At 73.2% G+C, this 13,107-nt stretch carries 13 protein-coding genes and 1 riboswitch; of the genes, 7 read left to right on the top strand and 6 right to left on the bottom strand.

The window, feature by feature from the left end:
* The first annotated feature begins 243 nt into the window (after nucleotides 1-243).
* Nucleotides 244-888, top strand: a complete 645-nt coding sequence (locus tag OG948_RS10920) for a sulfite oxidase-like oxidoreductase (protein ID WP_395862375.1) — start codon at nucleotides 244-246, stop codon at nucleotides 886-888.
* Nucleotides 889-1,023: 135 nt separating this feature from the next.
* On the opposite strand, the gene pknB is transcribed toward OG948_RS10920, so the two are convergent.
* The 4 genes from pknB to thiO all read right to left on the bottom strand — a co-directional run bounded on the left by pknB (nucleotide 1,024) and on the right by thiO (nucleotide 5,323).
* Entirely contained in the window at nucleotides 1,024-3,057 is a 2,034-nt protein-coding gene (pknB, locus tag OG948_RS10915) for a Stk1 family PASTA domain-containing Ser/Thr kinase (protein WP_406295804.1), read from the bottom strand.
* Between the two features lie 93 nt (nucleotides 3,058-3,150).
* The gene (locus tag OG948_RS10910; protein ID WP_406295802.1) at nucleotides 3,151-3,945 is read right to left on the bottom strand and encodes a thiazole synthase; all 795 of its coding nucleotides are present in this window, start codon (nucleotides 3,943-3,945) and stop codon (nucleotides 3,151-3,153) included.
* A 5-nt stretch (nucleotides 3,946-3,950) separates the two neighbouring features.
* Complete coding sequence (thiS, locus tag OG948_RS10905) at nucleotides 3,951-4,160, bottom strand: sulfur carrier protein ThiS (protein WP_406295800.1); 210 nt, start codon at nucleotides 4,158-4,160, stop codon at nucleotides 3,951-3,953.
* Nucleotides 4,157-5,323 (bottom strand): glycine oxidase ThiO, encoded by a 1,167-nt coding sequence (thiO, locus tag OG948_RS10900; RefSeq protein WP_406295798.1) that lies wholly within the window; start codon nucleotides 5,321-5,323, stop codon nucleotides 4,157-4,159. The genes thiS and thiO overlap by 4 nt, the downstream gene beginning before the upstream one ends.
* Nucleotides 5,319-5,430: riboswitch (TPP riboswitch) on the bottom strand. (Overlaps the previous gene by 5 nt.)
* Before the next feature lie 114 nt (nucleotides 5,431-5,544).
* Between thiO and OG948_RS10895 the strand changes: the two genes are divergently transcribed.
* The 4 genes from OG948_RS10895 to OG948_RS10880 all read left to right on the top strand — a co-directional run bounded on the left by OG948_RS10895 (nucleotide 5,545) and on the right by OG948_RS10880 (nucleotide 8,362).
* Nucleotides 5,545-6,729: an NAD(P)/FAD-dependent oxidoreductase gene (locus tag OG948_RS10895; RefSeq protein ID WP_406295796.1), complete on the top strand. Its 1,185-nt coding sequence runs from the start codon at nucleotides 5,545-5,547 to the stop codon at nucleotides 6,727-6,729.
* Nucleotides 6,730-6,818: 89 nt separating this feature from the next.
* Nucleotides 6,819-7,184, top strand: a complete 366-nt coding sequence (locus tag OG948_RS10890; RefSeq protein ID WP_395862385.1) for an Rv2175c family DNA-binding protein — start codon at nucleotides 6,819-6,821, stop codon at nucleotides 7,182-7,184.
* A gap of 10 nt (nucleotides 7,185-7,194) precedes the next feature.
* Nucleotides 7,195-7,839 carry a thiamine phosphate synthase gene (gene thiE / locus OG948_RS10885; protein ID WP_406295794.1) on the top strand — a complete coding sequence of 215 codons (645 nt, stop codon included), beginning with the start codon at nucleotides 7,195-7,197 and terminating at the stop codon, nucleotides 7,837-7,839.
* A 37-nt stretch (nucleotides 7,840-7,876) separates the two neighbouring features.
* The gene (locus OG948_RS10880) at nucleotides 7,877-8,362 is read left to right on the top strand and encodes a ribonuclease domain-containing protein (protein WP_406295792.1); all 486 of its coding nucleotides are present in this window, start codon (nucleotides 7,877-7,879) and stop codon (nucleotides 8,360-8,362) included.
* Between the two features lie 559 nt (nucleotides 8,363-8,921).
* Here the strand turns inward: OG948_RS10880 and OG948_RS10875 are convergent.
* Entirely contained in the window at nucleotides 8,922-10,013 is a 1,092-nt protein-coding gene (locus OG948_RS10875; RefSeq protein WP_406295790.1) for a polyprenyl synthetase family protein, read from the bottom strand.
* Between the two features lie 144 nt (nucleotides 10,014-10,157).
* On the opposite strand from OG948_RS10875, the gene metF reads away from it, so the two are divergent.
* Nucleotides 10,158-11,075, top strand: a complete 918-nt coding sequence (gene metF, locus OG948_RS10870; RefSeq protein WP_406295788.1) for a methylenetetrahydrofolate reductase [NAD(P)H] — start codon at nucleotides 10,158-10,160, stop codon at nucleotides 11,073-11,075.
* A gap of 70 nt (nucleotides 11,076-11,145) precedes the next feature.
* A complete protein-coding gene (locus OG948_RS10865; protein WP_395862395.1) occupies nucleotides 11,146-11,439 on the top strand; it encodes a hypothetical protein in 294 nt (97 codons plus the stop codon).
* Nucleotides 11,440-11,443: 4 nt separating this feature from the next.
* On the opposite strand, the gene OG948_RS10860 is transcribed toward OG948_RS10865, so the two are convergent.
* Nucleotides 11,444-12,931, bottom strand: coding sequence for a phytoene desaturase family protein (locus OG948_RS10860; RefSeq protein WP_406295787.1), 1,488 nt, complete (start codon nucleotides 12,929-12,931; stop codon nucleotides 11,444-11,446).
* Between the last annotated feature and the right edge of the window lie 176 nt (nucleotides 12,932-13,107).

Below are 13,107 nucleotides of genomic sequence, written 5' to 3'. Positions count from 1 at the left end.
CGGTGTGGGTGGGACACGGGGGAACCCCGAGCGCGCATGAGGCGGTTTTCCCTCGAATCCTGTCACTTTTGGTAGCTCATCCGCCACGAAGGGCAGCCTTGCCTTGCAATGTCGAACATGTCCCACCACGGTCGGTCGGCTCGGGATTCCCCGGCGCAGGGACCGGATCGGGTGCCGCGCGCGGGGTTCGGGGCGCGCGGGGGCGGTCGTGAGTTGGTCGGGGCGTCTGGGACCATGTGAGGTATGGGGCATACGGAAGCGGCACAAGGTGGAACCGAGGCTCCGGACCGCGATCCGCGACTTCCGCCGGGCCAGCGAATCCAGCGCGGATGGCCCGTTCTGCACTACGGACCGGTCCCTCGGTTCAAGCCCGAGATATGGGACTTCCGCGTCTTCGGCGCGACCGCCTCGGGGGACAAGCACTGCTGGAACTACGACGAGTTCTCGGCGCTGCCGCACGACACCGTCGTCGCCGACTTCCACTGCGTGACCAAGTTCAGCATGCTCGGCAACGAGTGGAGCGGGCTGACCGTCGCCAAGCTGCTGGAGATCGCCCCGCCGGCGCCGGAGGTCACCCACGCGATGGTGTGGGCGGAGTACGGCTTCAGCTCGAACCTGCGCATGTTCGACTTCGCCAACGACCAGACCATCCTGGCCACCCATCACAACGGCGAGCCGCTCACCGCCGAGCACGGGTTCCCGGTCCGGCTGATCGTGCCGCACCTGTACGCCTGGAAGGGCCCCAAGTGGGTGCGCGGGATCGAGTACATGGTGGCCGACAAGCGCGGCTTCTGGGAGGAGCGGGGCTACCACAACATCGGTGACCCGTGGCGGGAGCAGCGCTACTCCTACCAGGAGGAGAGCGGCGAGGGCCCGGCGCTGACCTGAGCCGTGCCCGCGGGCGAACGACCGAAGGCCCCGCTCCCCGACCACGTGTCGAGGGAGCGGGGCCTTCGTGGTGCCGGGCCAGGGTGTGTGCTCGGTCCCCCGCCGAGCTCCGCGACGGGGGACCGAAGACACGCCCTAGAAGTTCGAGATGAAGACCTCGCTGTTGCGCTTGACCATCGAACCCGCCGCCGGATCCTGCTTGCCGACGTTGGCCGGGATCAGCGGGATCATCCGGTTGTTCACCCGCAGCCCGACGGCCTGCAGCGCCCGGGCCGCGTCGTCCGGGTTCATCCCGGTCACCGGCGGCACCTGGACCAGGTCCGGTCCCTTGGACAACACCACGGTGATCCGGGTGCCGAAAGGCACGGTCGCGTTCGTTCCCGGGGCGAAGGACATGATCCGGCCGACCGGCACGGTGTCCGAGAACTGCTGGGTCGGATCCACCTCGACGCTCACCCCGGTCGCCGGCTGGAACCTGGCCTTGGCCTCGTCCACGCTGAGCCCGGTCAGGTCCGGGACCACGGTGTCCGGGCCGCGGCTGACCACCAGGGCCACCACGCTGTCCCGCTGGAGCGGCTCGCCGGCGGCCGGTTGGCTGCCGACCACGGTGCCGGGCGGCTTACTGCTCGCGGTCTTGGTCTCGGTGCCGGGTTTCAGGCTCGCGTCGGCGAGCGCCTTCTTGGCGTCCTCGAGCTTCAGGTTCACCAGCGCGGGCACCACGTGCCGCTCCGGGCCCTTGGACAGCTTGACCTTGACCTTCGAGCCGCTGAGCACGTTCTTGCCCGGGGCGGGGTCGGTGGACAACACCGAGCCCTTGGCGGTGATCTCGCTGAACTCCCCGTCGCCGACGTACTCGACCTTCAGGCCCGCGGACTCGAGTTTGCGCTCGGCGTCGGCCTGGGTCATGTTCAGCACACCCGGCACGTCGGAGTAGCGACCCGAGCCGTACCACCACGCACCGCCGCCGATCGCGGCGGCGACGAGCAGCACCACGGCGAGCACGATCATCCCGCGCGAGGGCCCGCGCCGGCGGCGCCGACCGGGCAGCTTGGGCTGCTGCGGATAGCCGCCGCCGGGAGTATCCGGGGGCGCCTCGGCGGCCGGGGCGTACTCGTGGTGCTCCGCCGCATAGGGCTCGTCGTACGCGCCGCCGCCGTAGCGCGCCTGCTCGTCCTCCATCGAGTCCACGCTCAGTCCGAGCGGTGCCAGGTGCGGCGGCAACATCACCTCGCCCGCCCGGAACACGCTCGTGGCGTTGTCGTGGATCGGCTCGGGCGGCGGCGGCAGACGCAGTGCCGCGCCGAAGTCCAGCTCCGTGTCCGGCATCGCGTGCCGGGTCCGGCGGACCAGGCCCAGCAGCGTCTCGGCGTCGTTCGGCCGCTGCTCCGGGTCGCGCACGGTGGCGGTGCGTACCAGCGTGTCCAGCGCGTGCGACAGGCCCGGCACCGCGAGCGAGGGCGCCGGCACGTCCGCGTGCACGTGCTTGTAGATCACCTCGACCGCGGTCGCGCCGTGGTGCGGCTGCCGGCCGGTGAGCATCTCGTAGAGCACCACGCCCGCCGCGTACACGTCCGAGCGCGGGCTGGACTCGCCTCGCTCGACCTGCTCCGGCGCGAGGTAGGCGACCGTGCCGACCAGGACCTTGCCGGTCGCGGCGGTGGCGGTGGTGCTGGTCGCCCGGGCCAGCCCGAAGTCGCCGAGCTTGATCCCGCCGTCGTCGGAGATCAGCACGTTCTCCGGCTTGACGTCGCGGTGCACGAAGCCCGCCCGGTGCGCCGCGGACAGCGCCGCCAGCATCGGCTCCAGCACGCCGAACGCCTCGCGCGGCGTCATGTTGCCCAGGTCCTGGAGCAATTCGCGCAGCGTGCGGCCCTCGACGTACTCCATCGCCAGGTACGCGAAGGCGCCGTCGGTGCCCTGGTCGAAGACGTTGACCACGTTGGGGTGCGACAACCGCGCCGCGGCCTTCGCCTCCAGGATGAACCGGCGGGTGAACTCCGGGTCCTGGGCCAGCCCGGCGTGCATCACCTTGAGGGCGACGGTGCGGTCGAGACGGGTGTCGAGAGCCCGATACACCGTGGCCATGCCACCCGCGGCAACTCGGGCATCGACCCGGTATCGACCGTCGAGCAGCCGCCCGACGAGCGGATCATTCAAGGTCGTGTCCATGTTCAGGAGTGTAGGGTCCACTGCCTTGTGGACGCCGACGGTCTTCCCCATGGTTCCCCGTCCGAGGAAGGCCGCACCGATCGTGCGGCCGGATCAGAAGGCGGGGTGCTCGGGGCTCGTCTCCAGCATGCCGGCCATCGGTGACGACGCGTGCGCGTGGTGCCGCATCGGGATCCGCCCGGCGCGGTAGGCGAGCCGGCCGCCGTCCACCGCGTGCCGCATCGCCTCGGCCATCAACCGCGGCGACTGCGCCCGGGTGACCGCCGTCGCGAGCATCACCGCGTCGCAGCCCAGCTCCATCGCGAGCGCCGCGTCGGAGGCGGTGCCCAGGCCCGCGTCCAGCACCACCGGGACCTTGGCCTGCTCGGTGATCAGCCGGATGTTGTGCGGGTTGCGGATGCCCAGCCCCGAACCGATCGGCGACCCGAGCGGCATCACCGCCACGCAGCCCACCTGCTCGAGCCGGCGCGCGAGCACCGGGTCGTCGTTGGTGTATGCCAGCACCCGGAAGCCGTCGTCGACCAACCGTTCGGCGGCGTCCACGAGTTCCACCCCGTCCGGCAGCAACGTGCGCTCGTCGGCGACCACTTCCAGCTTGACCCAATCGGTCTCCAGCGCTTCCCGGGCCAACCGCGCGGTCAGCACCGCCTCGCCCGAGGTGAAGCACCCCGCGGTGTTGGGCAACACCCGGATGCCCAACCGGCGCAGCACGCCCAGCACCGAGCCCGCGGTCCCCGGATCCACGCGGCGCATCGCCACCGTGGTGATCTCGGTGCCCGACGCGATCAGCGCCTGCTCCAGGATCTCCAGGCTCGGCGCGCCGCCGGTCCCGGTGATCAGCCGCGACGTGAAGGACTCGCCGCCGATCACCAGCTTGTCGTCGGCCATGCCGGTCATCCTCCCTGGACGGCGGTCAGCACCTCGACGCGGCTGCCCGCGTCGAGCACGGTCTCGGCCCACGCGCCGCGCGGCACCACCGACTCGTCCACCGCGACCGCGACGCCCTTGGCGGCGGTGGTCAGCGTGGCCACGAGGTCGGCGACGGTGGTGCCGTCCGCGACGCGGCGCCGGTCGCCGTTGACGGAGACCTCGATGTCGTTCATGCCATCACCTCTCGGGCGGCGCTCGCGAAGCGGTCGGGCCCGAAGGGCTCGATGAGTTCGGGGGTGGTGCCGTGCGCGAGCGCCTCGGCCACGGTGTCGGCGGTGATCGGGGTGAGCAGGATGCCGTGCCGGTAGTGGCCGGTGGCCACCACCAGGCCGGCCAGCGCGGAGCGGCCCAGGATCGGCGCGTTGTCCGGGCTGCCGGGGCGCAGCCCGGCGAGCGTCTCCACCAAAGGCAGTTCGGTGATGCCGGGGACGAGTTCGTGCGCGTCGCGCAGGAGTTCGTACACGCCGCCGGCGGTGACCTCGGTGTCGTGCCCGAGTTCGTGCTCGGTCGCGCCGATCACCAGTTCGCCGTCCGCGCGCGGCACCAGGTACATGCTGCCGCCCTTGACCACGCCCCGGACGTTGCGGGACAGCAGCGGCAGCAGGGCCGGCGGCACCCTCAGGCGCAGGATCTCGCCCTTGACCGGGCGCACCGGCGGGACCGCCTCCGGCGGCAGACCGGGGATCAGCGCCGAGCGGGCGCCCGCCGCGAGCAGCACCTGATCCGCGATCAGGTCGCGCCCGTCGGGCAACCGCACGCCGTACGCGCGCTCGTCGGCGACCAGGACGCGCTCGACGCGCTCGCGGACGAAGCCGACACCGGCCCGCGCGCAGGCCGCGAGCAGCGCCGCGACCAGCAGGCGGTTGTCGATCTGGTGGTCGTCCTCGACGTGCAGGCCGCCGGTGATCGCCGGGGACAACATCGGTTCCAGCCGGCGGCACTCGCGGCTGGTCAGCCAGGACGAGTGCAGGCCCAGGCGCTGCTGGTGGGCGTGCAGGTCCTTGAGTACGGCCCGGTCGTCCGCGTCCAGCGCGACCGCGATCGTGCCGCACGCGCGATAGCCCGAGGGCAGGCCCGCGGCCTCGGCCAGCTCGGCCGCGAACTCGGGGTAGCGCCGGGCCGATTCGATGCTCAGCCGGAGCAGGCTCTCCTCGCCGTACTGGAGTTCGGAGACGGGGGTGAGCATGCCGGCCGCGGCGTGCGAGGCGCCCGCGCCGGGGGTCGGGTCGACCACGGTGACGGCCAGCCCGTACCGGGTGCGCGCGCGCCACGCGACGGACAGCCCGGCGACGCCCGCGCCGACCACCACGACATCGGTGGTGGGGATGGTGGACATGGTGAGGGGAACTCCCTTCGCCGGTATGACCCGGATCAGGTTCGGACGGTCGGGGGCTCGCAGCCCCCCTCTCAGCCCGGTCTCACCGGGCTCCCGTGACCTCTCCACACTACGACACCGGTTTCGCGTGCCCCGGGGTGCCCGAGTGCGTCCGAGATGTCCTTGACTGAGTCAAGACCCTGCCCGCCGGTCGCGCCGGATCGCGTCGTAGGGTGCCCCGCATGGACAACGTGCTCGTCGTGGGTGCCGGCATGGCCGGCCTGCAAACCGTGGTGGCGCTGCGGGACCAGGGGTACGCCGGGCGCGTCACCCTGCTCGGCGCCGAGGCGCACGCGCCGTACGACCGGCCGCCGCTGTCGAAGGAGGTGCTCGCGGGCAAGACCGACGACACGTCCTTCGAGGCGGACTGGGCCGCGCTGGAGACCGAGGTGCTGTTCGGCCGGACCGCGACGGGACTGCGTCCGGGCGCGGTGGACACCGACGCGGGACCGGTCACCTTCGACCGCCTGGTGATCGCGACCGGCTCGCGCGTGCTCAACCTGCCCGGCGCGGCCGAGGTGCCCGGCGTGCACGTGCTGCGCACCATCGACGACGCCCGCGCGCTGCGCGCCGCGCTGGTGCCCGGCGCGCACGTGGTGATCGTCGGCGCGGGCTGGATCGGCGCCGAGGTGGCCACCGCCGCGGCCGCCGCCGGTTGCCCGACCACCGTGGTCGAGGCCCTGCACGCCCCGCTCGCCGGCCCCTTCCCCGACGCCATCGGCGAACGCTTCGTGCCGTGGTACGCCGAGGCCGGCGTGGAACTGCTGCTCGGCGCGCGGGTGGATCGCCTGGAGCCGGGCGCGGTACACCTGACCGACGGCCGCCGGCTGCGCGCGGACGCGATCGTGGTCGGCATCGGGGTGCGCCCGGCCACCGAGTGGCTGGCCGACTCCGGCGTGGCCGTCAACGACCGCGGTTTCGTCGAGGTGGACGACCACCTGGTCACCTCGGTGCCCGGGGTGTACGCGGTCGGCGACTGCGTGGACTTCCCGTCCGCCCGCTACGGCACCCGGATGAACGTCGAGCACTGGGACAACGCGCTCCAGGCACCGCGCGTGCTGGTCGCCAACCTGCTCGGCGGCGACCAGGCGTACGACCCGGTCCCGTACTTCTGGTCCGACCAGTTCGGTCGGATGGTCCAGTACGTCGGCCGGCACGGCGCGGGCGAGGAACTCGTCTTCCGCGGCGCGGGCGAGGACGACAAGTGGGCCGCGGGCTGGTTCGCCGGCGACCGGCTGACGGCGCTGCTCGCCGTCGCCCGGCCGCGCGACCTGGCCCAGGGCCGCAAGCTCGTGCAACTGGGCACGCCGGTGGACCGGGAGCGGTTCGCCGACCCCGAGAACCCGCTCAAGTCGGTCGCGCGCTGACCGCGGCCGGGCCGCGCCGTGCCGCGCCGGGCCCGTACCGGGCCGGGCGCCGGCCGGCCGGCCCCGGCGCGGAACCTAAACTTGGCCGGGTGAGCGAGATCGACGCCAAAACAGAAGCCCTCGTCCCCGCCTGGGTGACACTCCCCGACATCGCCGAGATCCTCGGTGTGGACATCCTGAAGGTCCGGCAGCAGCTCAAGGAGCGCAAGTTCCTGGCCGTGCGCCGCGGCGAGCACCGGGCCCTCCAGGTACCCGCCGACTTCTTCCAGGACGGCAACATCGTCAAGGGCCTGGTCGGCACGCTGACCCTGCTCGCGGACTCCGGCTTCACCGACGAGGAGGCGCTGGAGTGGCTGTTCACCGCGGACGACACGCTCCCGGGCACGCCGGTGCAGGCGCTCCAGGAGAACCGGATGACCGAGGTGCGTCGCCGCGCCCAGGCGCTGGCGATCTGAGGCCGGGCCGATGACGAGCCGACAGGAACGGCTGGCCGCCGCGCGCCTGTACCTGTGCACCGACGCGCGCGAGCGCCAGGGCGACCTGCCCGCGTTCCTGGACGCGGTCCTGGGCGCGGGCGTGGACATCGTGCAACTGCGGCAGAAGGGCCTGGAGGCCCGGCCCGAACTCGAATACCTCCGGGTGTTCGCGGACGCGTGCCGCCGCCACGGCGCGCTGCTCGCGGTCAACGACCGCGCGGACGTCGCGCACGCGATCGGCCCCGACGTGCTGCACCTGGGACAGGACGACCTGCCCGTCCCGGCGGCCCGCGCGATCATCGGCGGCGACGTGCTGATCGGCCGGTCCACGCACGCCGAGGCCGAGGTGGACGCGGCGATCCTCGAGCCCGGGGTGGACTACTTCTGCACCGGGCCGGTCTGGCCCACCCCGACCAAGCCGGGCCGACCCGCGCCGGGCCTGGACCTGGTCCGCTACACCGCCGCGTTGCGCCCGACCCGGCCGTGGTTCGCGATCGGCGGCATCGACCTGGACAACCTGGACGAGGTGCTGGCCGCGGGCGCCGACCGCGTGGTGGTCGTACGCGCGATCACCGAGGCCGCGGACCCGGCGAAGGCGACGGCGGAATTCGTCCGGCGACTCGCCGAGCGCTGACCCCGGCGCGCGCGAGACGGCGTGACAATATCCGGCTGTGTCCGGTTCTCGGCGGCGTGCCCTCGTTGTCACGCTGCTCGCGCTCGTCGCCGCGCTCGCACTGGCCTTCGCGCTCACCCGGGACGACGGCGACGGCGGCGGCACCCGGGCGAGCGCGCCGCCCACCACGGCGACCACCCGCACCGGCGCGACGGCTCCCGGGCCGGTCGGGTCCACCGCCGCGCGCCCCGACTGGGTGCCCGCCGGGATGCGCACCGTCGCCGCGGCGCGGCTGCCGGCCGAGGCCCGCGAGACGCTGCGCCTGATCGCGGCGGGCGGGCCGTTCCCCTACAACCGCGACGGTGTCGTCTTCGGCGACCGGGAGAAGCGGCTGCCGGCGGAGCCCGACGGGTACTACCGCGAGTACACGGTCCGTACGCCGGGCGCTGCCGATCGTGGCGCGCGCCGGATCGTCACGGGCAAGAACACCGAGCGCTTCTACAGCGACGACCACTACGCGAGCTTCGCGGCCGTGCTGCCCTGAGCGGGTGCGCCGGCTCGCACGGAGGGGTCGACCGGGCGGGTGGCTGCCGGCGCCGGTGTCGATTCTGGGCCGATCGGGTGGTTGGCCTCGCGGATGGGCTATTCCGGCCGGACCGGGCGGAGCAAGCGGCCAGACTGCCGAGATGGACACACCCGACGTTCGATGTCGTCCGGGGTCCGCAGAGGATGCCCGCGACCACGACCTGCCGCACCCCGCGACGGCGCCGACCACCTCGACCGCGCCGACCACCTCGACCGCGCCGACCAGCTCAACGGACCCGGCGAAGCCGTCGATCCCCGGGCCCAGAGGCGCCGCCGAACACTCGCGGCCCCGTCCGGGCACGACACCCGACGGCGGCGCCGCGCTGCTGTTCCCGCTGTTCGTGCTCGCCGCGATGATCGGCGGCATCTACCTGCTCGGCCGCAACCCGCCCCAGGCACTGCTCGAGGCCGACGAGAGGCACGGCCCGCACCCCTCCCGGGGCCGGGCGGCCGAGCCGGAGCGGCCCCGTCCCGCGGTCCTGGGCTCCCCGTTCGCGGTCGGCGCCGCGGACGCCGGACTAGACGCTGCGCACGGTGGCGGCGTCGGCCAGCTCACGCAGCACTTCGCGCGCGTCCTCGGCGATCGGCGCGACGGCCAGGGCCGCGAGGGCCCGCTCGGTCAGCTCGGTGATCATCGTCTCCACGTCGGCGAGCGCGCCGGTGTCCTCGATCACCGCGCGCAATTCCTTGACCCCGGTGTCGCTCAGCGCGGGATCCCCGAGCAGCGCGGTCAGCACCTCGGCCTGCGTGGCGTCGGCCCGCTCGCCGGTGAGCGCCAGCAGCACGGTGCGCTTGCCCTCGCGCAGGTCGTCGCCGGCGGGCTTGCCGGTCCGCTCGGGGTCACCGAAGACGCCGAGCACGTCGTCGCGGAGCTGGAACGCCTCACCGAGCGGGAGCCCGTACGCGGAGTAGGCGTCCAGGGCGGCCCGGTCGGCGCCGGCCAGCGCGGCACCCACGTGCAGGGGTCGTTCGATCGTGTACTTGGCGGACTTGAACCGCATCACGCGCCGTGAGCGCTCGACCGAGCCGCCGCCCATCGCCTGCTCCAGCACGTCGAGGTACTGGCCCGCCATCACCTCGGTGCGCATCACGTCGAACAACGGCTTGGCCGCGCGCAGCGCCCGGTCTTCCACGCCGCTCGCGCCGAACATCTCGTCGCACCAGGACAGGCACAGGTCGCCGAGCAGGATCGCCGCCGCCGAGCCGAACGACTCGCCCGAACCGACCCAGCCGCTCGCCGCGTGCAGGCCCTCGAACCGGCGGTGCACCGCGGGCTTGCCGCGCCGGGTGTCGCTGCTGTCCATCAGGTCGTCGTGGATCAGCGCGCTGGCCTGGAGCAACTCCAGCGCGGTGGCCGCGCGCACGATCGCGGCGTCCTCCGTGTCCGGTCCCGCGATACCGCGCCAGCCCCAGTAGCAAAAGCCCGGCCGCAGCCGCTTGCCGCCGTCGAGCACGAAGTCGCTCAGTGCCGCGGTGACCGGGACCATGCCCTCGCCCACATCGGCGAGCGCCTCGGCCTGACGGTCCATGAACTCGCCCAGCGCGGCATTGACGCGCTGCCGCAGGCCGTCCCGGTCCAGGGGGTGTACGGGGAAGGAATCGGCAGCCATGGAGTCTTCCGTCGAGGGCGATGAAACGGTGGGGAAGTACGGGGCAGCCTAACTTGCGCCCGGTCCGGCCATCCGGAGCAGCCCGGCCGTCTCGCGGAGTGGGAAGACGTTCTCGTCCGCGTGACCGCCGGATAACCTGCGTACATGTCTCTCGGTGCCGCATCCACTCGGATCAGTCGAACCCCCGCCATTCGCGATCTGCTCGCGAGCGGCACCCGGTCCTTCTCGTTCGAGTTCATGCCACCCAGGAGCGAGAAGGGCACCCGCACACTGTGGGATGCCATCCGTCGGGTCGAGGCGCTGGCGCCGACCTTCGTCTCGGTCACCTACGGCGCGGGCGGCTCCAGTCGGGGCATGACCGTGGACACCACCGAGCGGATCGCCACCGAGACCACGCTCACCCCCGTGGGCCACCTGACCGCGGTCGGGCACACCCGCGCCGAGCTGCGCAACATCATCGGGCAGTACGCCGACGCGGGCGTGCGCAACGTGCTCGCGCTCCGCGGCGACCCGCCCGGCGACCCGAAGGGCGAGTGGGTCGCCCACCCGGACGGCTTCACCTACGCGATCGAGCTGGTCGAGCTGCTGCGCGCGTCCGGCGACTTCTGCGTGGGCGTCGCGGCGTTCCCGGAGATGCACCCGCGTTCGACGAACTGGGAAGAGGACATCCGGCACTTCGTGGCAAAGTGCCGGGCCGGCGCCGACTACGCGATCACCCAGATGTTCTTCTCGGTCGAGGACTACCTGCGGCTGCGCGACCGGGTCGCCGCGGCCGGCTGCGACATCCCGATCATTCCCGAGGTGATGCCGGTCACCAGCCCGACCACGCTGGTGCGGGTGGACGAGCTGAGCGGCTGCCGGGTGCCGGCCGAGCTGGCGGCGGCGGTCGCGGCGGTCGCCGACGACCGGGCCGCGGTGCGCGCGGTCGGTGTGGAGTACGCGACCCGGATGTCCGAGCGGCTGCTCGCCGAGGGCGCGCCGGGACTGCACTTCATCACCCTCAACCGATCCACCGCGACCACCGAGATCTACCAGAACCTCGGGCTTCACGAAGGCGGCTGATCCGGTTCGGCCCCAACGACCGGTTCACCCTTTAGGGTGAGGCAACGCGCCGGTAACGAAGGGATCTACCGTGCAGCTCGGCTTGGTGGTGCTCTACATCCTGTTCGTGCCGATCGGGCTGTGGTTGCTGACCGAGGTGCTGTGGCAGCACGGCGCGCCGTTCCGCTACCGCGTGCTCGCCTTCGTCGGCTTCGTCGGGGTGGCCGCGGGCGTGGGGATCAAGAACCCGGTGCTGGTCGGCATCGGCGTGTTCTGCTTCGCCGTCGGCCAGTTCCTGACCACGCGCTACGTGCGCAAGGCGTACCACCACGGCTGGACGGTCAGCGGCCGGCGCCCGAAGGGCCGCCGCGCCAAGGCCCGCTGACGCCTCACGCGCGCCCGATCAGCTCCGCCACCAGCGCCGCGGACATGCCCACCCGGGTCAGACCGCCGCCCGGATGGGCGCTCGCGCCGACCGAGAACAGTCCCGGTACGGCCGACCGGTTCGGGACCCGGCGCGGCGCGGTGCGCGGACCGTCGGCGCCCGCGCCCGGCACCTCGCCGCCCGGGGCGCCGGTCTGCTCCGCCAGGTCGGCGGGCGTGCGCAGCTCGGACCACAACACCCGGTCGCGGACGTCAAGACCGCGACGGGCCATCAGGTCGAGCACGGTCGCCGGGTAGGCGTCCCGGACGGCGGCCGAGTCCCAGTCCACCGCGCCGTGCCGAGGCACCCGCAGTTGTACCGTCCACGTGCTGTGCCCCTCGGGGGCCAGCGCCGGGTCGTCGGGGGCCAGTACGCACAGCGTGGGATCGACCGGCGGCGCCGCGCGGCGCGCGAACAGCGCGTCCGGCTCGTGCCCGGGGTCGTCCGCGAACAGGTAGGTGCGGTGCGGCGTCCCGGCGGCGCCGCCGCGCAGCGCGAGATGCAGTTCGAGCATCGCCGAGGAGGCCGGCACCCGGCCCGCCCCGCCGGTCCTCGCGGCCGGCAGCAGCCCGGCGCTCTCGGGGTCGGTGGGCAGGTCGGTGATCACGACGTCGGCGTCGAGCCGGCCGCCGTCGGCCAGCAGTACACCGGCGACCCGCCCGCCCGCGCGTTCGATCGAGACCACCTCGGTGTCGGTGCGCACCTTCACCTTCCGCCGCACGCAGCGCGCGTGCAGCGCCTCGGTCATCCGGTGCAGACCGCCGCGCACCCACCACACCCCGAAGGTCTCCTCCAGGTACGGCAGCGTCGCCAGCGTCGCGGGTGCCTTGCCCGGGTGGCAGCCCGCCTCGGCGGCGAAGCGCTCCAGGTGGGCGCGCAGTCGCAGGTCGCCCAGGTGGGTCCGGCCCAGCGAGCGCAGCGAGCGCCACGGCGCGGTCACCCGCAGATCGGCCCGCCCGCCCGCGCTGCGCAGCCGCTCGGCGCGCTGTGCGGGATCGGCCAGGAGCGGCGCCTCGAAGAAGCTCTTGCGCGTGACGCCCCACATCTCGCCGGCCCGGTGCAGCAGCCGCTGCCAGTCGTCGCCCGCGCCCGGCCCGAAGCCGGACTCGAACGCCTCGTGGGTCCCGGACCGGGACGCGTTGGGGATGTCCACGACGGTGCGCGCGCCGCTCGCGGCGGCGAACGACTCGCGGGTGGGTGTGGCGATCGGGACCAGGTCCACGACGTCCTCGATCGCGGCGCCGGTCTTGAGGAACAGGTCGCGGTAGACGGCCGGCAGCGTGAGCAGCCCGGGCCCGGTGGTGAAGGTGAAGCCGTCCCGCACGATCGACCCGGACAGTCCGCCGGTCGCCGACGACCGTTCGCAGATCGTCACCTCGTGCCGAAGCGTGGCCAGCCGAGCGGCCACCGCCAACCCACCCATACCTGCGCCGACAACCACGATGCGAGCCACGGTGGCACAGCGTATATGCGGGTGAGGGGGATCAGGCCCGCCCCCCGGGCCTGATCCCCCTCACCGTCCCGCGACCGCTCCCCACGGTCCACGGGCCCACCCCCCAGCGGGTCACGATTGGTAAGACTCGCGACCCGGGCAGAGGGTTGTACGCGCGGGGAAGATTTCTTTCCACC

Source organism: Embleya sp. NBC_00888, assembly GCF_045207655.1.
Classification (GTDB): Bacteria; Actinomycetota; Actinomycetes; order Streptomycetales; family Streptomycetaceae; genus Embleya.
This window is presented reverse-complemented; position numbering and strand designations above follow the sequence as displayed.

Bases quoted from the DNA above. Each gene is read 5' to 3' on its own strand.
- OG948_RS10920 (WP_395862375.1), top strand. From the start codon at position 244: ATGGGGCATACGGAAGCGGCACAAGGTGGAACCGAGGCTCCGGACCGC.
- pknB (WP_406295804.1), bottom strand. From the start codon at position 3,057: ATGGACACGACCTTGAATGATCCGCTCGTCGGGCGGCTGCTCGACGGT.
- OG948_RS10910 (WP_406295802.1), bottom strand. From the start codon at position 3,945: ATGGCCGACGACAAGCTGGTGATCGGCGGCGAGTCCTTCACGTCGCGG.
- thiS (WP_406295800.1), bottom strand. From the start codon at position 4,160: ATGAACGACATCGAGGTCTCCGTCAACGGCGACCGGCGCCGCGTCGCG.
- thiO (WP_406295798.1), bottom strand. From the start codon at position 5,323: ATGTCCACCATCCCCACCACCGATGTCGTGGTGGTCGGCGCGGGCGTC.
- OG948_RS10895 (WP_406295796.1), top strand. From the start codon at position 5,545: ATGGACAACGTGCTCGTCGTGGGTGCCGGCATGGCCGGCCTGCAAACC.
- thiE (WP_406295794.1), top strand. From the start codon at position 7,195: ATGACGAGCCGACAGGAACGGCTGGCCGCCGCGCGCCTGTACCTGTGC.
- OG948_RS10875 (WP_406295790.1), bottom strand. From the start codon at position 10,013: ATGGCTGCCGATTCCTTCCCCGTACACCCCCTGGACCGGGACGGCCTG.
- metF (WP_406295788.1), top strand. From the start codon at position 10,158: ATGTCTCTCGGTGCCGCATCCACTCGGATCAGTCGAACCCCCGCCATT.